The sequence below is a fragment of the Pseudonocardia sulfidoxydans NBRC 16205 genome (assembly GCF_007989085.1).
Taxonomy (GTDB): Bacteria; Actinomycetota; Actinomycetes; order Mycobacteriales; family Pseudonocardiaceae; genus Pseudonocardia; species Pseudonocardia sulfidoxydans.
In genome coordinates this window covers 1-19,147 of the sequence record NZ_BJVJ01000020.1, presented here as the reverse complement: position 1 = coordinate 19,147, position 19,147 = coordinate 1, and the positions used below count along the sequence as shown (strand labels likewise).

Annotated in this window: 19 protein-coding genes and 1 tRNA gene; 9 read left to right on the top strand and 11 right to left on the bottom strand. The window is 72.6% G+C overall.

All coding sequences use genetic code 11. The annotated features are described in order from the left end of the window. Positions 1-112: 112 nt before the first annotated feature. Complete coding sequence (locus tag PSU4_RS12255) at positions 113-1,681, top strand: MFS transporter (RefSeq protein ID WP_147106708.1); 1,569 nt, start codon at positions 113-115, stop codon at positions 1,679-1,681. Between the two features lie 175 nt (positions 1,682-1,856). Here PSU4_RS12255 and PSU4_RS12250 read toward each other — a convergent pair. The 5 genes from PSU4_RS12250 to PSU4_RS12230 form a co-directional block, all read right to left on the bottom strand. Continuing rightward, positions 1,857-1,929: transfer RNA gene (locus tag PSU4_RS12250), tRNA-Ala, on the bottom strand. Between the two features lie 42 nt (positions 1,930-1,971). Next, a complete protein-coding gene (gene sepX, locus PSU4_RS12245; protein WP_147106705.1) occupies positions 1,972-3,060 on the bottom strand; it encodes a divisome protein SepX/GlpR in 1,089 nt (362 codons plus the stop codon). 198 nt (positions 3,061-3,258) lie between these two features. Further along, the gene (locus PSU4_RS12240; protein ID WP_147106702.1) at positions 3,259-3,933 is read right to left on the bottom strand and encodes a GNAT family N-acetyltransferase; all 675 of its coding nucleotides are present in this window, start codon (positions 3,931-3,933) and stop codon (positions 3,259-3,261) included. Positions 3,934-3,942: 9 nt separating this feature from the next. Next, complete coding sequence (glp, locus tag PSU4_RS12235) at positions 3,943-5,169, bottom strand: molybdotransferase-like divisome protein Glp (protein ID WP_147106699.1); 1,227 nt, start codon at positions 5,167-5,169, stop codon at positions 3,943-3,945. Between the two features lie 6 nt (positions 5,170-5,175). Beyond that, the gene (locus tag PSU4_RS12230; protein WP_147106696.1) at positions 5,176-6,072 is read right to left on the bottom strand and encodes a UTP--glucose-1-phosphate uridylyltransferase; all 897 of its coding nucleotides are present in this window, start codon (positions 6,070-6,072) and stop codon (positions 5,176-5,178) included. Between the two features lie 36 nt (positions 6,073-6,108). On the opposite strand from PSU4_RS12230, the gene PSU4_RS12225 reads away from it, so the two are divergent. The 4 genes from PSU4_RS12225 to mscL all read left to right on the top strand — a co-directional run bounded on the left by PSU4_RS12225 (position 6,109) and on the right by mscL (position 8,382). Next, positions 6,109-6,714 (top strand): 5-formyltetrahydrofolate cyclo-ligase, encoded by a 606-nt coding sequence (locus tag PSU4_RS12225; RefSeq protein WP_147106693.1) that lies wholly within the window; start codon positions 6,109-6,111, stop codon positions 6,712-6,714. Positions 6,715-6,770: 56 nt separating this feature from the next. Then, a complete protein-coding gene (locus PSU4_RS12220; protein ID WP_147106688.1) occupies positions 6,771-7,154 on the top strand; it encodes an FmdB family zinc ribbon protein in 384 nt (127 codons plus the stop codon). A gap of 107 nt (positions 7,155-7,261) precedes the next feature. Continuing rightward, the gene (locus PSU4_RS12215; RefSeq protein ID WP_147106685.1) at positions 7,262-7,936 is read left to right on the top strand and encodes an SAF domain-containing protein; all 675 of its coding nucleotides are present in this window, start codon (positions 7,262-7,264) and stop codon (positions 7,934-7,936) included. A gap of 17 nt (positions 7,937-7,953) precedes the next feature. After that, entirely contained in the window at positions 7,954-8,382 is a 429-nt protein-coding gene (gene mscL / locus PSU4_RS12210; protein ID WP_147106851.1) for a large-conductance mechanosensitive channel protein MscL, read from the top strand. 10 nt (positions 8,383-8,392) lie between these two features. Here the strand turns inward: mscL and PSU4_RS31240 are convergent, their stop codons facing one another. Next, a complete protein-coding gene (locus tag PSU4_RS31240) occupies positions 8,393-8,560 on the bottom strand; it encodes a hypothetical protein (RefSeq protein WP_186816895.1) in 168 nt (55 codons plus the stop codon). 69 nt (positions 8,561-8,629) lie between these two features. Between PSU4_RS31240 and PSU4_RS12205 the strand changes: the two genes are divergently transcribed. Beyond that, the gene (locus tag PSU4_RS12205) at positions 8,630-9,190 is read left to right on the top strand and encodes an Rv0909 family putative TA system antitoxin (protein WP_147106683.1); all 561 of its coding nucleotides are present in this window, start codon (positions 8,630-8,632) and stop codon (positions 9,188-9,190) included. A 94-nt stretch (positions 9,191-9,284) separates the two neighbouring features. Here PSU4_RS12205 and PSU4_RS12200 read toward each other — a convergent pair whose 3' ends face one another. From PSU4_RS12200 to PSU4_RS12180, 5 genes are all read right to left on the bottom strand, one after another. Then, entirely contained in the window at positions 9,285-9,779 is a 495-nt protein-coding gene (locus tag PSU4_RS12200; protein WP_373866048.1) for a MogA/MoaB family molybdenum cofactor biosynthesis protein, read from the bottom strand. Positions 9,780-9,862: 83 nt separating this feature from the next. Then, positions 9,863-11,686 carry a S1C family serine protease gene (locus tag PSU4_RS12195; protein WP_147106677.1) on the bottom strand — a complete coding sequence of 608 codons (1,824 nt, stop codon included), beginning with the start codon at positions 11,684-11,686 and terminating at the stop codon, positions 9,863-9,865. Positions 11,687-11,782: 96 nt separating this feature from the next. After that, positions 11,783-13,189 (bottom strand): HAMP domain-containing sensor histidine kinase, encoded by a 1,407-nt coding sequence (locus tag PSU4_RS12190; protein WP_147106848.1) that lies wholly within the window; start codon positions 13,187-13,189, stop codon positions 11,783-11,785. A 53-nt stretch (positions 13,190-13,242) separates the two neighbouring features. Continuing rightward, on the bottom strand, positions 13,243-13,944 hold the full coding sequence (locus PSU4_RS12185) for a response regulator transcription factor (protein ID WP_147106674.1): 702 nt from the start codon (positions 13,942-13,944) through the stop codon (positions 13,243-13,245). Between the two features lie 51 nt (positions 13,945-13,995). Beyond that, positions 13,996-14,874, bottom strand: a complete 879-nt coding sequence (locus PSU4_RS12180) for an NAD(P)-dependent oxidoreductase (RefSeq protein ID WP_147106671.1) — start codon at positions 14,872-14,874, stop codon at positions 13,996-13,998. A gap of 65 nt (positions 14,875-14,939) precedes the next feature. Here PSU4_RS12180 and PSU4_RS12175 point away from each other — a divergent pair, with 65 nt between their 5' ends. The 3 genes from PSU4_RS12175 (at position 14,940) to PSU4_RS12165 (ending at position 17,905) form a co-directional block, all read left to right on the top strand. Further along, entirely contained in the window at positions 14,940-16,082 is a 1,143-nt protein-coding gene (locus PSU4_RS12175; protein WP_246115069.1) for a metallophosphoesterase, read from the top strand. Positions 16,083-16,451: 369 nt separating this feature from the next. Continuing rightward, positions 16,452-17,036 (top strand): hypothetical protein, encoded by a 585-nt coding sequence (locus PSU4_RS12170; RefSeq protein ID WP_147106668.1) that lies wholly within the window; start codon positions 16,452-16,454, stop codon positions 17,034-17,036. A 71-nt stretch (positions 17,037-17,107) separates the two neighbouring features. Then, positions 17,108-17,905 (top strand): transposase family protein, encoded by a 798-nt coding sequence (locus PSU4_RS12165; RefSeq protein ID WP_147106665.1) that lies wholly within the window; start codon positions 17,108-17,110, stop codon positions 17,903-17,905. Positions 17,906-19,147: the final 1,242 nt, after the last annotated feature.

The window sequence follows — 19,147 nt, the reverse complement described above, 5'->3', positions numbered from 1 at the left end:
GTCCAGGCGATTCCGGACGACCGTGAGGTTGCGCGCGGCGTCACGTCCTGGCTCGTCCGAGCGACATCTCCGGTGACACACCTCGCGTCATCGGTGACGATCGGAGAGCGGCATGGCGGAGCAGTCGGTCGCAGGCGGGTCGGTGGGCTCGGGGAAGCTCGCGGCCCGGTCGAAGTGGCTCGCGCTCACGGCGATGATGTTCGCCGTCGCGATGACGTTCATCGACCAGACGATCGTCGCGATCGCCGCCCCGAACATCCAGTCCGAGCTGGGCCTCACCAGCAGCGGCGTCACGTGGGTGGTCAACAGCTACCTGCTGGCCCTGGCCGCGGGGTTCGCCCTCGGCGGGCGGCTCGCCGACGTCCTCGGCTCCCGCCGCATCGTCGTCGTCGGCATCGTCGGGTTCGCGGTGACGTCGACGCTGTGCGGGCTCACCCCGAGCGGCCCGCTCGCCGAGGCGTGGATCATCGTCTTCCGCGCGCTGCAGGGCCTTTCGGCGGCGCTGATGATCCCGGCGGCGCTCGCCGTCGTGGTGTCGTCGTTCCCGGTGAGCGAGCGCGGCAAGGCGCTGGCGATCTTCTTCGGCGTCAGCGGCGGGCTCACCGCCATCGGACCGATCGCGGGTGGCTACCTCACACAGTGGACGTGGCGGGCGATCTTCTGGATCAACGTGCCCGTCGCGGTCGTCGCCCTGGTCCTGACGATCGCCGCCGGCATCGCCCCGTCCGTGCGGCGGGAGCGGATCGACTGGCGCGGCGCACTGGTGATCGCCGTCGGCATGGCGCTGTCGGTGCTGGGGTTCGAGCAGGCCCGCAACTGGGGCTGGGACAGCCCGCTGACGTGGCTGTGCATCGTCGGCGGACTGATCGCGCTGGGCGTGTTCGTGTGGTTGGAGCAGCGCACCGAGGTGCCGCTGATCACGATCGGGATCTTCCGGGGGCGGGCGTTCCTGTCCGACAACCTCGTGCTGTTCTTCTCCATGATCGCGTTCGTCCCGGTGTTCTTCTTCGCGAGCATCTACTCGCAGGTGTCGCTGGGCTACGGCGCGAGCAGCGCGGGCCTCTACCTGCTGGTGTTCTTCGCGGGCTTCGCCCCGGCCGCGCAGATCGGCGGGCGGATCCTCGACAGGCGGGGCGCGAAACCGTCGGTTGTCGTCGGCTGTGTGGTGGCGATGGTCGGGTTCCTCTGCTGGGCGTGGAAGATCACCGACCTCAGCCTCGGTGCGCAGTGGTGGTGCATCGTGCTCGCGGGCGCCGGGATCGGGCTGCTGCTCGGCCCGGCCAGCACCGACGCCACCAACCGGGCCATCGACGCCTCCTACGGCGAGGTCACCGGCATCACCCAGACCGTCCGCAACTACGGCTCCGCGCTCGGCCTCGCCGTCCTCGGCACGGTGCTGGGCAACGTGTTCGCCTCCCGCATGCAGACGAGCCTCGCCGCGTTCGGGGTGCCGCCGTCGGAGGCGGCGTCGCTGGCGTCGTCGGGCGGGGGCGACTCCTCGGCGCTCGCGAACGTCCCCGAGCGGCTGCGCACCCAGATCGAGGCGGCCGTGGCCGCGGACTTCGCCGTCGCCACCCGGGCGGTGCTGATCGGCATGGCCGTCGCCCTGGCGATCTCCCTCGCCGCGGCCCTGCTCCACCCCGGCGGCCGGGTCACCGAGGAGACCTCCGCATCCTTGTGAGTGGCGATAGTCGCTATAGCGACTATCGCCACTCACAGGGACTCGATGCCGAAGGCGAGGGGGTCCCGGGGGCGACGCCCCGCCGGGCGGGGCCTGGGGGCTGCGCCCCCAGAAGTTCGACGGAACGCGAGAGGGAAGCGGCAGAGGGCCGCGAACACGAGCCAGGAAAGTGGAGTGGAGCTGAGGGGAATCGAACCCCTGACCTTCTCGATGCGAACGAGACGCGCTACCAACTGCGCTACAGCCCCGTACCGCCGTCTCCGGCGGGACGTCAAAACCCTAGCAGGGGCCTACTGACCGGCCGCACGGCGGTACCCCGGCCGCTCGCGGCTGTCGAGTTCCCCGAGTTCCAGCTCTTCCTCGTCGACCTCGACCAGGCTGGTCCCGGCCGGCAGCGGGGGCGGCGGGGTGGGGGCGATGCGGGGCAGCGCGGTCTCCGGTTCGGTGTCCTCGTCGGTGTCGCCGTCGGGGCGGACGGTGCGGCGCTTGGCGGGGAGGATGCCGAGTGGTTCGCCGACGCCCTTGACGCGGGTGGGGTCGCCGTCGTCGTCGAGGCCGGCGTCGGGCTCGTCGGGCTCCTCCCCCGAGGAGGCGGCGGCGTCGACCCAGCCGTCGTCGGTCCCGAGGTCGGCGCCGGTGTCGTCCAGGTCGGCATCGCGATCGTCGTCGGGTCGTCCGGCGGCGCGACCCCGGGCGGCCCACTCGTCGAGCGCGGGGTCGTCGGCGGCGGGCGGGCGGCGGGTGCCTGCGGCGCGGGCGGCCCGCCGGGCGCGGATGGCGTCCTCCATGCGGACCTGGCGGCGCAGGTAGACGAGGTAGCCCGCGAGGGAGGCGCCGACGAGTCCGGTGAGCCACCAGATGCCGGAGGACAGGAAGAGCGCGAGGAGCGCGGAGACGACGATGGCGCCGAGCAGGCCGAGCACGATGCGCTGGCGGGCGGCGTAGCGGGCGCGGGCGTTGAGGGCGGCGGCCTCGGGGTCGAACCCGCCACGGCCGGGGCGAAACCGCGCGGGCGGACGCTCCCAGCTCTGCTCGTCGGTGTCGTCCCAGCCGTCGAGGCGGCTGGGGTCGTCGTCGACCCGCAGTTCGGCAGGGTCCTCGGACGTCCGGGGCTGCGGGGCGCCGTCGGCGTCCCCGTCGGCCGCGTCGACCCCGTCGGCCGCGTCGACCCCGTCGACCGTGGTCGTGACGCATTCGTCGGTCCGGTCCATCAGTGCCACCTCCTGGTCAAGGCGCTCGCGGCCCGGTCGCGCGAGCACCCGGCCGGACAGGGCGGCCGCTGAGGGCCGCGCCACCTCCTGCCGGCGTCGCGCGACCGTCGGTACGAGGATCAGCAGCCAGATCGCCACCAGGCTCACGAAGATCATCGAGCTCGGCACGGCCGCTCCTCTCCCCCGATCGGCGCAGTCGAGCGTGGTCCTGCTCCCCCGAGCAAGATCGCGCCCACGACAACGGTAGCCAGCGCGATCGTGGGATCCCGGAAGCGACGCGCCGTTGCCACCCAGATCGAGGAACGTTTCCTCGGATGCGGGTGTGACGAGTGTGAACCGGGAGGGTCACATTATGTGGACGACCGGCTACGCCTCGTGGTCGACGGTGTGGGCGAGCCCGTGTCGGACGAGCGCGGCGGCCACCCCGCCTGCGGGGACGTCTTCGACGGTGAGGGCGAAGCAGAGGTGGTCGCGCCAGTCGCCGTCGACGTCGAGGTAGCGACGGAACAGACCTTCGTGCCGGAACCCGAGCTTGGCGAGCACCCGCAGGCTGGCGACGTTCTCCGGGCGGACGGTCGCCTCGACCCGGTGCAGCCCGACGGCGTCGAAGCAGTGGTCGAGCGCGAGGGCGACGGCGGCCGTCGTCACCCCCTTGCCGGTGACGGCGGCGTCGCACCAGTAGCCGACGTAGGCCGACAGCAGCGGCTCGCGCACGACGTTGCCGATCATGACCTGGCCGGCGAGCCGGTCGTCGACGGTGATCGCGAACGGGAGCGCGGCCCCGCGACGGGCGGCCGAGCGCAGCAGCATCCAGCGGGCCGGCCACTCCGCGGCGGAGTGGCGCTGCGCCCAGCTGCCGGGTGCGCTGGGTTCCCAGGGCGCGAGGTGTGCCTCGTCGCGAATCCTGATCGCCGACCAGGTGGTGGCGTCACGCAGGCGAACCGGGCGCAGCGCGACGACACCTGCCGCGGTGCGCAGCCCGCCCGTCCGCGCGGGCCAGCCGGGATGGCGGCCGAGTCGCTCGGGGACCGCGTGTGACATCGCTGCCGGTCAGCGCCTGTTGGACAGGAACGCGACCGACACCTGCTCGTCGACGGTCAGGTCCTCGACGTCGTCGGGGACGATGAGCAGCCCGTTGGCCTCGGCGAGCGACGTCAGCAGGTGCGTGCCGGAGGTGCCGAGGGGCTGCAGCAGGTAGTCGCCGCTGCCCTGCTCGCGCAGCAGCCGGCCCCGCACGTAGCCGCGCCGGCCCTTGCGGGACACGACCGGCGACGTGAGGCGCGCCTGCAGGACCCGGCGGTGCGGGTCCTCCAGGCCGAGCCCGAGCCTGACCAGCGGCCGGGCGAGCACCTCGAACAGCAGCAGCGCGGTGGCCGGGTGCGAGGGGAACAGGAACGTCGGCACCGCGTCGCGGCCGACGACGCCGAAGCCCTGCGACGAGCCCGGGTGCATGGCGACGCGGGTGTCGTCGATCTCGCCGATGCCGTCGAAGGCGGACCGCAGTTCCGCGCCGGGCCGTCCGGCGACCGCGCCGCACACCACGAGGATCTCGCTGAACGGCAACATGTCCTCGAGCGCGGAGCGGACCTCGCGGACGTCGGCACGGACGAGCCGCAGCCGGGACACGGCCGCACCGGCCTCGCGGGCGGCGGCGGCGATCGCGTGGGTGCAGACGTCGGGCACCTGCCCGGCCCCGGCGCCGCGCGAGACGTCGACCAGTTCGTCGCCGACCGCGAGCACCGACACCCGCGGCCTGGGGTGCACCAGCACCTGGCCGCGGCCCGCGGCGGCGAGCATCGCGACCTGCGCGGTGCCGATGATCTCGTCGCGGTTCACGGCGACGTCGCCGGGCTGGACGTCCTCACCGATGCGGCGCACGAACACCGCCGACGGGACGGCGCGGTGCACCGCGATGCGGGCCGAGCCGGAGTCGGTGTGGTCCGAGGGCAGGACGGCGTCGGCCAGCGTGGGCAGCGGCGCGCCCGCGACGACCCGGACCGCCTGTCCGGGCTGCAGCCGCAGCGGCTGCCGCGACCCGGCGGGGATCTCCCCCACGACGGGAAGCGACACGGGCGCGGCCTCCGACGCGCCGACGAGGTCGACGCTGCGGACCGCGTAGCCGTCGATCGCCGCCTGGTCGAAGCCCGGCAGCGGGCGCGACACGCTGACCGACTCCGCGGAGCGCAGCCCGTGGGCGTCGGCGATCGCGACGCGGACCGGTGCCGGACCCACCGCCGCCGCGAGGACCCGTTCGAGCTGTTCGTCGACCGACCGCACCGTCGCCTAACCCTCCAGCCGCGCGGCCAGCCAGCTGCGCAGGTCGTCGCCGTAGTCGGGGTGCTGGAGCGCGAAGTCGACGAACGCCTTCGCGTAGCCGCCCGGGTTGCCCAGGTCGTGGCGGCCGCCGCGGTGCACGACCACGTGCACGGGGTGACCCTCTTCGATCAGCAGCGCGACGGCGTCGGTGAGCTGCAGCTCGCCGCCTGCGCCGGGGGTGATGCGGTCCAGCGCGTCGAAGATCGCGCGGTCGAGCAGGTAGCGCCCGGCGGCCGCGTAGGTCGACGGCGCCTGGTCGGCCGGGGGCTTCTCGACCATCCCGTGCACCCGTTTGACGTCGGCGTCCGCCGTGTCGGCGACGTCGAACACGCCGTAGGCGGAGATCTCGGGGCCGGGGATGTCGAAGGCGCACAACACGGTTCCGCCGTGTTCGGCGCGGACCGCGGCCATCCGGTCGAGCACGTCGCCGGTCGGATCGGGCAGGACGATGTCGTCGGGCAGCAGGACGGCGACGGCACCCTCGTCGTCGCCGAGGACGTCGGCCACGCAGCCGACCGCGTGCCCGAGACCCTTGGGCTGGTGCTGGGTGACGGTCTGCACCTCGATCAGCTCGGCCGCCCGGCGGACCTTGGCGACCAACGCGTCCTTGCCGCGCTCCTCGAGCGTCTTCTCCAGATCGGGTTGCGGGGCGAAGTGCGCGGCGATCGCGTCCTTGCCCGGTGAGGTGACGACGAGCAGCCGCTGGGCGCCCGCACGGGCGGCCTCCTCGGCCACGAGCTCGATGCCCGGGGTGTCGACGACGGGCAGCAGCTCCTTGGGGACCGTCTTCGTCGTCGGTAGGAAGCGGGTGCCGAGACCGGCGGCGGGCACGACGGCGGAGCGGAACGCACGGGACTCGCTCATGGTCGGCGAGCCTATCGGCGCCGGTAACGTGCCCGCGTGACGGCACACGGAGACGTCGATCCCAAGATCCCGCTGCGACGCGGGCTGCTCGACGCGCGCAGGGCCGTCGACGCCGGCCGGCGGGCCGTCCGGGCCGCCGCCCTGGCCGACGGCGTGGTGGCGCTGGCGGCGTCACGGGGTGCCGGGCTCGTCGTGTGCGCCTACCTGCCGGTGGGGAGCGAACCGGGCTCCGTCGCGATGCTCGACGCGCTGCGCGCAGCCGGACATGTCGTGCTGTTGCCGGTGGTCCCCGACGAACCGGGCAGCCTCGACTGGGCCGCCTACGAGGGGCCCGACTCGTTGGCCGACGGGCCTCTCGGCCTGCGCGAACCCACCGGTCCACGGCTCGGTGTGGCAGGTATCACAGCGGCGGACCTCGTGCTCGTCCCGGCGCTCGCCGTCGACCGTGCCGGGAACCGGCTGGGCCGTGGCGGCGGCTACTACGACCGGACGTTGCCCCTCGCGCGCGCGGATGCACTGGTCATCGCGGTGGTCGACGACGACGAGCTGCTCGACGCCGTTCCCGCGGACCCGCACGACATGCGCGTCGCGGGCGTGCTGCGCCCGGGCTCCGGTGTGACGACGCTCGGAACAGCCGGTTGATCCCGCGGGTTAAACTTGGCAGTCCCTGTATGGGAGTGCCAGCTCCGGAGGATCCCTTGCCGACCTACCAGTACGCCTGCACCGCCTGCGACCACCGGTTCGAGGCAGTGCAGTCCTTCTCCGACGACTCGCTGACCGTGTGCCCCGAGTGCAGCGGCCCGCTCCGCAAGGTGTTCTCGTCGGTCGGGATCGTATTCAAGGGCAGCGGCTTCTACCGCACCGACAGCCGCGGCAGCAACGGCGTCGCCGCGTCGTCGGAGTCGAAGGCCGACTCGTCGACGTCGTCGGCCTCCTCGGAGTCGTCGTCGGGCTCGTCGTCGGACTCCGGCTCGTCCACCCCGCAGACGGTGTCGGGCAAGCCGCCCAAGCACGGTGAGCTGGTCAAGACCTCCGGCCCGTCGAAGTCGAGCGGATCGTCCGGGGCCACGCCGGCCGCCTGAGTTGTCCACATCCTGCGGAACCATCCACAGGTCCGCAGGTGAGGGCCCCGCGGGACAGTAGGCGCGCCTAGCGTCGGAACCGATCATGGTTTCGACGGGAGGCCCGCATGCCCACCCCCTCCGCAACACCGTCCCGCCCCTGGGACGCCCTGCTCGCCCGGCTGCCCGCCACACGCTGGCGCCGCGGCGTCCTCGCGCGCCGAGTCCTGGCGGGCGCACTCGTCGTCACGGCGGCGGTGCTGGCGTTCCGGCCCGCCGCCGCCGCGGGTGACCCCGTCCTCGTCGCCGCCCGCGACCTCCCGGCCGGGGTCGTCCTCGGCCCCGCCGACGTCACCGTCCGGCCCTGGCCGCAAGCACTGGCCCCCGCGGGTGTGCTGCGCGACAGCGCCGACGCCACCGGGCGCGTCCTCGCCGGGCCCGCCCGGTCGGGTGAACCCGTGACCGATCTCCGGCTCGCCGGGCCCGCCCTCGCCGCAGCCGCGACCGGGCTGCCCGACGCCGTCGCCGTCCCCGTCCGGCTGGCCGATCCGGGGGTCGCGGGCCTGCTCGTCGCGGGCAACGTCGTCGACGTCGTCACCCCCGGGGCGGGCGCCGACGAGGCCATCGTCCTCGCCGAAGGAGCCGTCGTCACCGCGGTACTGCCCGGCGATCCGGGCGGTGCCACGGCCGGGTCACGTGGCCGGATCGTGCTGGTCGCGTTGCCCCCGACACAGGCCACACGCCTCGCCGCCGCCGGGCTGACCCAGCAGGTCGCCGTTACCCTCCGACAGCAAACCAGGTGATCGAACGGGGGAACACAGTGTTCAAGGGGTTCAAGGACTTCATTCTGCGCGGCAACGTCGTCGACCTCGCGGTCGCCGTCGTCATCGGTGCCGCGTTCGGCGCGATCGTCACGTCGTTCACCGACAAGATCATCGGGCCGCTGCTCAACGCGATCACCCCGCCGACCTCGACCGGGCTCGGCGTCTACATCATCGCGGACAAGCCCAGCACCTACATCGACTTCGCCGCCGTCATCACCGCGGCGATCAACTTCCTGATCGTCGCCGCGGTCGTCTACTTCATCATCGTGCTGCCGCTCAAGGCCCTCAAGGAGCGCCGCAAGCGCGGCGAGGAGCCGGGCCCGGCCGATCCCACCGACGTCCAGCTGCTCGCCGAGATCCGCGACCTGCTGGCCGCCCAGGCCGGAGCGTCCGACGGCAAGCACTCGCCGTCGAGCGACAAGTAACGGAGGACTCTCAGTCCCGGTCGTGGTGCGGGGGGCGGTTGGCGCGCAGCCACTCGTCGCCCGACGGGTCGCCGGAGCGCGGCTCGTCGTCGCCGCGCTCGTCACTCGTGGTCACGGGCAGCGTGTCGCCGAAGATCTCCTCGATCCGACGCCGCATCTGCTCGGACAGCTCCGCCATGCCGTCCATGGTGCCACCCGGCTGCCTGACGGCGCCGTGCCCTGCGGGAACACCCTCGACGGTGCCACCATGGACGAACCGGGCCCGGTCGCGCCCGGCCAGGGATCGGGGGACCACATGGGACTGCTGGACAAGGCCGTCGAGATCGTCGAGGACGTCATCGAGCGGGCCACGCCGTACGCGAAGGGGGCCGCCGAGAAAGCGGCGCCGCACGTCGAGAACGCCAAGCGCAAGGCCGGGCCGTACCTGGAGCAGGCCCGGGAGAAGGCCTCGCCCTACCTCGACCAGGCGAGCAGGAAAGCCGGCCCGGTGCTCGACCAGGCGAAACAGAAGGTCGACAAGGCCACGGGCGGGCGGTTCCACGACCAGCTCGACACGGTGGGCAGCGTCGTCGGCGACGTGATCGACCGGACCGCCGCGGCCGCCCGCCGCGGCGGGACCGGCGGCGAGGCCGCGAAGGACGCAGCCGCCGCCGATGCCCCGACGGTCGCCACCACGACGCCGCCGACGAGCACACCGACGTCAGCACCGACCGCGCCCGGCACCGCCGGGGCCCCCGGACCAGCGCCGACGACGCCCACGACTCCGACGGCGGCGCCCACCGATCCCGACAAGGGCCCGGGCGCCTGAGGACCACCCCGCCGAGTTCGACACCCGACTGGTCCCGACCATGATCGAACCAGTCTGAAGTCGAACTCGGCGGCGGCCGTCGCGGCCGGGTCGGCTAGTCGGGGTCGAGGTCCGACAGCTGCGCGATCACGTGCGTGACGAGCGGGGTCAGCGTGGCCATGCCGTCGCGCACCGCCGCCCGTGACGACGCCAGGTTCACGACCAGCGTGCTGCCCGAGACGCCGACCAGCCCGCGGGACAGCCCCGCGTCGACGGCCCCGGCGGCCAGACCCGAGGCGCGCAGGGCCTCGGCGATGCCCGGGATCGGACGGTCGAGCACACCGGCGGTGGCGTCGGCGGTGACGTCGCGCGGCGAGACACCCGTGCCGCCGACCGTCACGACGAGATCGACACCGCCGATCACCGCGGTGTTGAGCGCGTTGCGGATGGCGACGGACTCGCCGGGCACGATCACGACCGCGTCGACGACGAAGTTCGCCTCTTCGAGCAGCTCGGTGACGAGCGGGCCGGTAGCGTCCTCCCGTTCGCCGTGGCTCGCCCGGTCGTCGACGATCACGACGAGAGCACGGCCGATCTGGGGTGGCGCCATCTCCATACAGTCACCGTAGTGGGCCGCTCCGCGCTCACCGGATCCGGCGGCGCGCAACGTCCGCGGGCCGGGTCGGGTGCCGGTCATCCGGTCGCCGAACCCAGGGTGACCTGCACCGTCCGGTCGGCGAGCTGCACCGGGAGGGTGGCCCCGGGGGCGGCCGAACGGATCTGTGCCTGCAGGTCCAGACCTGTGTTGATCCGCTTGTCACCGAACTTGAGGACGACGTCGTTCGCTGTGATCCCTGCCGCGTCGGCGGGGCCGCCGGGGACGACGCTCTGGATGCGGGCCCCGGAGATCGTCTGGTCGTCGGCGACCCCGACGCCGAGGACGGCGCGGGTGGCGCGCCCCGTCTGCTCCAGCTCCTGCGCGATGCGCTTGGCGGAGTTGATCGGGATGGCGAAGCCGACGCCGATCGACCCGCCCTGGGAGCCCGTCGTCGCGATGGCGGAGTTGATGCCGACCACGCGGCCCTGCATGTCGACGAGCGGGCCGCCCGAGTTGCCCGGGTTGATGGCGGCGTCGGTCTGCAGGGCGCTGAAGACGGTGGGGTCGGAGCCGGCGAGCTCGTCGCCGACACCGACGGCGCGGTCGAGCGCGCTGATGATGCCGGTGGTCACGGTGCCGCCGAGGCCCAGCGGCGACCCGAACGCGACGACGGGCTGGCCGACGCGGACGCTGTCGGAGTTGCCGAGCTCGATCGGCGTGAGGCCGTTGACGTCGGTGGCGCGGACGACGGCGAGGTCGGAGCTGGGGTCGCGGCCGACGATGGTGGCCGGGACGCTGCGGCCGTCCTGGAACACCGCGGTGACGCTGCCGCCGTTGGCGGCACCGGCGACGACGTGGTTGTTGGTGAGGATGAGCCCGTCGGCGGACAGGATCATGCCGGAGCCCTCGCCCTCGCTGCGGGCGCCGCTGACGCGCAGCTGGACGGTGCTGGGCAGCACCCGCGTCGCCACGGCCTCGACCGGACCCTGGGCGGCGGGGTTCTGGTCGACGTCGGGCAACGGCTCGTTCAGCACGTTGCCCGAGGACGCGGCGGGCTGGCCGCGGTCGGCGAGCCGGTAGCCGACGTACCCGCCGACACCGCCTCCGACCAGTGCCGCGACCAGCGCGAGGGCGATCATCGCGCCGACGAGGCCACCGCGGCGACGGGGCCTGCCCTCGCCCGCTGCGGGGGCGGTGACGGTGCGGTCGGGCGGTGGGCCGTGGGACCAGGGCTGCTGCGCGGTGTGCTGGCCCGTCGGCTGGTGGAGGGCGTGCTGCCCGGTCGACTGGCTGTGCTGCGGCCCGGGCCGGCCCTGCTGCTGTCCGGGGAGGTGCGCGGTGGCGCCCCCGCCGGACCACCCGCCCGCCGCGGCGGGACGCCAGCCGGGCGGAGGCTGCTGCGCCCCGGGGACGACCCACTGACCGGACGGCTGCGCGTGCTGCGGCTGATGCTGCTGCCCCGGTCCGGCCGCCGCGGGAACGCCCGCGGGCGGGGTCCCGACGCGGGGCTCGCCCCCGGGGTGGACGGTCGCCGGCAGGGTCGGGGCCGCCGGAACGACGGGCGCGTCGAGAGCGGTCTCGGCGACGGCGGCCGGGTCGACGGCGGGCGGCCCGGACCCGTCGGGCCCGGCGTCGGCAGCGGCGTCGGCAGCGGGGTCGCCACCCTGATCGAGCGGCGCCGCCGGGTTCCCTGCCGGCGGCGTCACCGGGTCGGTGTCGGGCCGCGGTACCCCCATGGCGTGCGCCGGCGAATGCTCGACACCCGAATCCTGCTGTGCCGCAACCGGTTCGACGGACCCACCGCCCTCGGCGGGCAGCCCGCCGGGCGGCGTGGGCACCACCGGACGGTCGGGCTCGGCCCGATCCGTCGCGGTGCCGTCGTCGGCGTGCCCGGGCGTGCCGGACCCGTCATTCGCCATGTCTGCCGCCCCCACGTCGCGAACCCCTCGGCACAGCCTATGAGCAACGCCCGCGGTGCGCGCTGTCGCCGTCCTCGATCGCGGCAGCGCAGGGGTTCACTCGGACGGGCGACTTCCGGGGAGCCGCAGGACCAGCAGCGCGCCGCCCTCGGGGGCGCGCTCCGCCCACACCGCGCCGCCGTGGCGGCCCGCGACCTGACGCACGATCGCCAGGCCCAGCCCCGAGCCGGGCATGGTGCGGGCCTGGTCGGCCCGGTAGAAGCGGTCGAACACGTGCGGCAGGTCCTCGTCGGCGATGCCCGGGCCCTGGTCGGCGACCTCCAACACCATCGTCCAGTCGTCGAGCACCGTCGCGTCGACGCGCACCCGGCCGCCCGGCGGGCTCCACTTCGCCGCGTTGTCCAGCAGGTTGAGCACCGCGCGTTCCAGCGCCGTCGAGTCGCCGACGAGCGTCCACGGCACCATCCGCACGTCGAACTCGACGTCCCCGGCGCGGCGACGGGCCCGTTCCAGCGCCCGGTCGACGACGTCGGTGAGCTCCACCGGCTCGGCCATCATGCGGGGCGGGTCGTCGCGGGCCAGTTCGACGAGGTCGCCCACCAGCTGCGACAGCTCCCCCACCTGGGCGCGGACGTCGTCGAGGATCTCGGCGCGGTCGGACTCCGGCAACGTGGGGGCACCCGGGAGGTCGGCGGAGGCGAGCAGTTCGAGGTTGGTGCGCAACGAGGTCAGGGGCGTCCGCAGCTCGTGCCCGGCGTCGGCGACGAGCCTGCGTTGCTGCTCCTGCGACGCCGCGAGGGCACCGAGCATCTCGTTGAAGCTGTGGGTGAGGCGGGCGAGCTCGTCGGACCCGGAGACCCGGATGGGGTCGAGCTGGCCCGTCGCGGCGATGCGTTCGGTGGCGGTGGTGAGCCGCTGCACCGGGCGCAGACCCGCACGCGCCACGGCGACACCCGCGATCGCGGCCACGGCGACGCCGATCCCCCCGATGATCGGCAGGGCGACGCCGAGCTTGGTCAGGACCTCCTGCGTCGGCGCGAGCCGCTGCGCGATGACGAGCGCGCGCCCCTGACCTGCCTGCACGGCGACGACACGATAGGGGCCGGCCGCCGACGCGGCGGTGCGGACCGAGTAGTCCTCGGCGCCGCGGGCGACCTCGACCTCCTCGTCCCCCAACGGCGGTGCCGACGCCGAACCCTCCGCCGACAGCGCGCGCGGCGGACCGGCGGGACCGGCCTGCAGCAAGGCGATGCGGATGTCGGCGGCGCCCAGGACCTCCGGCGGGATGCCGGCCAGCGACGCCGGATCCGACAGCTCGCTCTGCGCCGCCGCCGAGGCACGCTGCAGGAGGTTGTCGTCGAGAGTGGCGAGGATGTTGGCGCGCACGATGAGGAACGCCGCGACCGACACCAGGACGACCGCCACGGCCGCGACGAGCGCGGCGAGAATCCCGATGCGCGCACGCAGCGAGATGTGTCGGAGCGCCGGGAGCCGGGAGCGCATCGACGCAGCATTCCTGGTGGCCGGGGCGACCCGCTCGGTGGCCCCGGCGCGGCTCACGGCGGCGTGTCCCGCAGGACGTACCCGACACCACGGACCGTGTGGATGAGCCGCGGCTCGCCGTCGGCCTCCGTCTTGCGACGCAGGTAGCCGATGTAGACCTCGAGCGCGTTGCCCGTCGTCGGGAAGTCGTAGCCCCAGACCTGCTCGAGGATCTGCGCGCGGGTGAGCACCCGGCGCGGGTGCGCGAGCAGCAGCTCCAGCAGCGAGAACTCGGTGCGCGTCAGGCTGATCGCGCGCTCACCGCGGCGGACGTCGCGGGTGTCGGGGTCGAGGGAGAGGTCGGCGAACTCCAACGGCTTGCTCGCCCCGGCGGCCGCGGCCGCGATCTCGTCGGGGGTGCGGCGGCGCAGCAGGGCGCGCAACCGCGCCAGCAGCTCCTCCAGGGCGAACGGCTTCGGCAGGTAGTCGTCGGCGCCGGCGTCGAGCCCGGCGACCCGGTCGGACACCGCGTCGCGGGCGGTGAGCACGAGGATGGGCAGTTCGTCGCCGGCCGCGCGCATCCGTCGGCACACCTCGAGGCCGTCGAGGCGGGGCATCATCACGTCGAGCACCATCGCGTCGGGGCGCGAGGTCTGGAGCGCGTCGAGCGCGGCCTGGCCGTCACCCGCCAGCTCGACGGTGTAGCCGTTGAACGCGAGCGAGCGCCGCAGTGACTCGCGGACGGCCCGGTCGTCGTCCACGACGAGGATTCGCATGTGCCCAGTCTGTCCCCGACGACTGAGAGGCGCCTGAGAGGTCGCTGTGCACTACTCCGTTTGTTCGTGCAGGAACGACGCCAGGTAGGCGGCGGCCATGTCGTCGTCGGCGTGCCCGGCGTCGGAGACGCGGCGCAGCCGGTCCCGGGCCGCGGCCGCGACGTCGAGGCGGACCCCGGCCGCCGCCCCGGCGTCGACGATCAGCCCGGAGTCCTTGGCCGCATTGGCCGCGGAGAAGCTGGGCCTCCAGTCGCCGGCGAGGATCGCCTGCGCCTTCACCCGCAGGTAGGGAAGGTCGAGCGGACCGCCCTCGATCGCGTCGAGGAACACCGCCGGGTCGACGCCCAGACCCTTCGCGAGCGCCATCGTCTCGCCCGTCGCGGCGGTCACCGCCATCACCCAGCTGTTGGCGACGAGCTTGAACCGGCTCGCGGCGGCCCCGGCACCGTCGTCGCCCAGCCACACCGTCTCGCGGCCGACCGCGTCGAACACCGGGGCGACGCGGTCGCGCACCTCGGCCGGGCCGGCCGCGAAGACCTGCAGCTGCCCGTTCTCGGCGGGGGCACGCGTACCGAGGACGGGGGCGTCGACGAACACGAGCCCGTGCTCGCGGGCCAACCCCGCGAGACCGGCCAGCGGAGCGACACCGACCGTCGTCATCTGGGCCCACACCTGCCCTGCGACGAGCCCGGGAGCGGCGCGTTCCATCACGGCGCGCACGTCGCCGGCGTCGCCGAGCATGGTGACGATCACGTCCGCACCGCGGACCGCGTCGGCGGGTTCCTCGCTCGCGGTCGCCCCGGCGTCGACGAGCGGGCGCGCCTTCTCGGCGGTCCGGTTCCAGACGCGCAGGTCCAGCCCCGCGGCGAGGATGTTGCGCCCCATACCCGCACCCATGATCCCGGTGCCCAACAACGCCACTGTCGTCATGGGCCCGAGGCTATTCGGCGCACGCCGCCCGCGCCGGACCGCGCCCCGTGGGCGAGGATCGTCCCGTGTTCGCCGTGCTGTCGCTGGTGCTCCTGCTCGTGACGCACCTCTACCTCTACAAGCGCGCGGTGCACGACGTGGTCGTCACGCGCCGGGCCCGCCGCATCGGCGCGGCCGTGATCGTCCTGCTCGGGCTCGTCGCGGCCGCCGCCTTCACCACACAGCGGATCCTTGCACCCGACACCGCGCGCCCCCTCGCGCTCACCGGCTACCTGTGGCTGGCCGTCGCCCTGTACGCGTCGCTGCTGCTGCTCGTCGGCGAACTCGTGCGGCTCGGTTTGCGCGCCGTCGGCCGCACCGCCGACCCCGAACGTCGCCGGTTCCTGTCGGGCGTCCTCGCCGGCACCGCCGTCGTCGCCGCCGCCGGAACCGTCACCTACGGCGCCATCGCCGCCCGACGGATCCGCGTCGAACGTCGCGACGTCCTGCTCGACCGTCTCGACCCCGCCTTCGACGGCTGGACCATCGCCGCCATCAGCGACATCCACCTCGGACCACTCGTCGACCGCGCCGACCTCGCCGGGTTCGTCGCCACCATCAACGACGCCGCACCCGACGCCGTCGCCGTCGTCGGTGACCTCGTCGACGGCGACGTCGACACCCTCGGCCCCTACGCCGAACCCCTGCGCGACCTGCGCGCACCCACCTACTTCGTCACCGGCAACCACGAGTACTACTCCGGCGCGGAACAGTGGATCGAACACCTGCCGACGCTCGGCGTCCGCGTCCTCCGCAACGAACACGTGACCCTGCGACGCGGCGACGCCGTCCTGCACATCGCGGGCTGCGACGACCGCACCGCCGCCCGCTCCGGCGTCCCCGGCCACGGCTTCGACCTGGCGGCAGCGCTGGCCGGTCGGGGCGTCGACGAGCCCGTCGTCCTGCTCACCCACCAGCCCGTCATGGTCGACGACGCCACCCGCGCCGACGTCGACCTCCAGATCTCCGGGCACACCCACGGCGGCCAGCTCTGGCCGCTCACCGAGACCGCGCTCCTCGACCAGCCCGTCCTCGCCGGCCTCACCCGCGTCGGCAACACCTGGCTATACGTCACCCGCGGCGTCGGGTTCTGGGGGCCGCCCGTGCGCGTCGGGTCACCGCCCGAGATCACGCTGCTGACGCTGCGAGCTCGGGGTGTGGCCCCGTGAGATCGTGGCGGTGCGCGAACGCCCTCGACGGCTTTGCCGGCGACTGACCGTCCTCCGGCAACACGGAGCATCCCGGGCAGGTTCGCCGCAGGCCCTCGTAGCTCAGGGGATGGAGCACCGCTCTCCTAACGCGAACCAGGTAAGATCACTGCCTGCGCCTCCGTCTCGGGACCCGCGATCACCAGCCCACCGGCTGCCGCCTCGTGTCAGCGGGTGCTGGTCTGTTCCGGCCCTCAAGTGCCCCAGATGTGCCCCCGCATCGCGGACAGACTGAGTCAGAGCGTAGGCGGTAACAATCGGTCATATGGGAGCGAAGGAAGATCAGCACCGTCGGACCGCCGATGGGCTAGCACGCACGCGAGGAAGCTGATGTTCTGGTTCGCCCTGGTCTGTGGATGGGTACTCACCGCGGCAGTCATCGCCCTGGTCTGGATCAACGTCCGGCATGACGGACGCCTCGGCATCGGCGTCGCCGTCGGAGCCGTCGGTGGTGTGCTGTGGCCCGTGACCCTTTGGGTTGCTGTTGGTGCGTTGCTTCTCAACCGAATGACCATCAAGCGGACGTCCTCGACGATGGCGACTGTCGCTCAGACCAAGGCACAGGTCGCCGAAGCGGAGGCGTTCGCGAAGCAAGCTGAGATCGAGGGGATGCCGACCTCAGCCGCATACTGGCGCGCGGAGGTGCAGCGACTCAGCGCGCAGGGCCTCACTGCGGGCCCACCTCGCTCTGGCTCGACCAGCATGGTTGTTCTTGGAAGCGCCGTCGCGGCGCTCGCGACCCTCGGGGCCCTCTTCGTTGCGGCGCCGACATCCGCCTCGCCCGCGCCACGGAACGTACCCTCTGCTGCATCGGGCACGGAACGTCCGGCTGGATCGAGCACGACCTCCGACCAGACACTGAGCCTTTGCCAACCTGTTGGACGGGCAGGTCAGGGTTGGTGCGGCGTGGCGTGACCTCGAATGGGTGAAGCTCCTGGTAGACGGGCGGTTGCTGAGACCAGACCGTCCAAACCAGGAGCTTCAACGTGCTGTCCTACCCGTCCGCGATGACCGTGTCCAGTCGCGCGCTCAAGCTCCTCGCCGACCTGCTGCGCGGGCGCCGCGCCGACCGCGGCACCCGCTGGCGCAAGCTCCCCGCCGGCCGCCAAGCGCTGCTGGTGGTGGCGCACCTGCGCAAGAACGACACCTACGCCGAACTGGCCTGTGGGTTCGGCGTCGGGACCTCCACCGTGTACCGCTACATCCGCGAGGCCCTCGACCTGCTCGCCGCGAAGGCACCCACCCTTGAGCAGGCGATCGGGGTCGCCAAGCGCAAGGCGTTCGTGATCCTCGACGGCACCCTGCTGCGCATCGACAGAGTCGGCATGGCATCCGGGTACGACCGCGCGTTCTACTCCGGAAAACACAAGGCCCACGGCCTGAACGTGCAGGTCATCGCCGACCCGGTCGGCAGGCTGGTGTGGATCTCCCCACCGCTGCCCGGCGCACGCCACGACATGGGCGCGGCCCGCGATCACGGGATCATCGACGCCTTGGCCGCCCATGACATCCCGGCGGCGGCCGACACCGCCTACCAGGGCTCCGGGCCCACAGTTGCCGTCCCACAGCGTCGCCGCCGCAAGGACCCCGACACCGGCCGATACCGCAAGCTCTCTCGGTTCCAGAAGGACGTCAACACCGCCCACGCCCGGCGCCGCGGACCCGGTGAGCGAGCCAACGCCGAGCTGAAGAACTGGCGAGTGCTGCGCAAAATCCGTTCCAGCCCCAACCGGGCGGACACGCTCATCGCCGCAGTTCAGACACTCATGATCGCCAGCACATGATCAGGTTGGCAAAGGCTCACTCACTGCCCTCGGGAACGTCCCAAAGAAGTTCGGCGAGACGGCCAGTTATGGAGTTGTCGGCGATCACTCGCCGCTTGATTTTGTCGTCAGTGAACCGCGGGCAGCGAAATGTAACTCCTTTGCTTCGCAGCCTACGAACGGAAAGTTCGTCGAGCTACCGATCGTCGCCACAACTCATGACGATCCAGAAAAGCGTCTAACCTTCGTTCCTTTCGGCGCAGGCTGGGAATTTGTTGGCACTGACGGGCGCTCAGTTAAGGCATCGACCACGGCAGCGGCTAGCTGCTCATACGAAGCACCGTCGAATCTCGGGCCCAACCGCGTGTACGAGTTCCGGGTCGTCGTAGACGTTCCCGAGCAGGACGGGGCGCTGATCTATCGGGCGGTGGCCACTACCGCGGGATGGGAATGGGCGTTGACGAACTGAAGCCGGGGACCCCAGTTCGAAGTCTGCGTGGAAGTCGCTGTCCGCCCTGAGTTGAGCTCTAATGTAAAGCGGCCGGCGCGTCGTGACCCGCGGTGACCCCGATTAGCCGGGCGCTGATTGCACGACGGGCACCTCTGCGCCCTGAACTGTGCGGCATCCGCCGACCGGTACGCCGCAGCGCATCAAGATGCGGGCGAACACTTGGGCTCTAGGCACTTCCAGCGGCTCGCTTACATGTCTCAACCCACGTGACCACACCCCCCGTGCCCAGACTCACGCGGCAGGAGTGAGCCGGTGTCCGGCACCGTGTCGACACTCCCGTCGACACTCCCGCCGCAATTGCCGCTCAGCTAGTCACTCAGAGCTGTCCGCCGGCGATCGCCGCAGCCATGCCCTCCTGCGCGCAGGAGCCTTCCGAATCACACTCACCAACCTGCCGCATCGTATCGGTGGCGCGGGCTAGGCCACCCCGAACGGGGTGTGGGCATTCGAGACAGAGGCGGCACCTCGCATCATCGTAACGCGGGATCAGAAGTACGCTTAGCGGATGGCGTTGACGCGAGGCCTCCAATCCGATCTGAGTCGCGGAGCTCACCGGCAGACAGCGCTGCAAGCATACTTTGCAAAGTCGGTTGACGATGGCAGTCAACTCGTTTGCATGTTTGCTAATCGATGCCGATCTTCCACGGGAAGTATGGACTTAGCCGAGGGCCAGCTTTCGCATATTGGCGTCCATTATGAGCTGCAAGATTCCGGCAAACCCCTCCGGGTTTTGGTAGTCCCGATGCAGACTG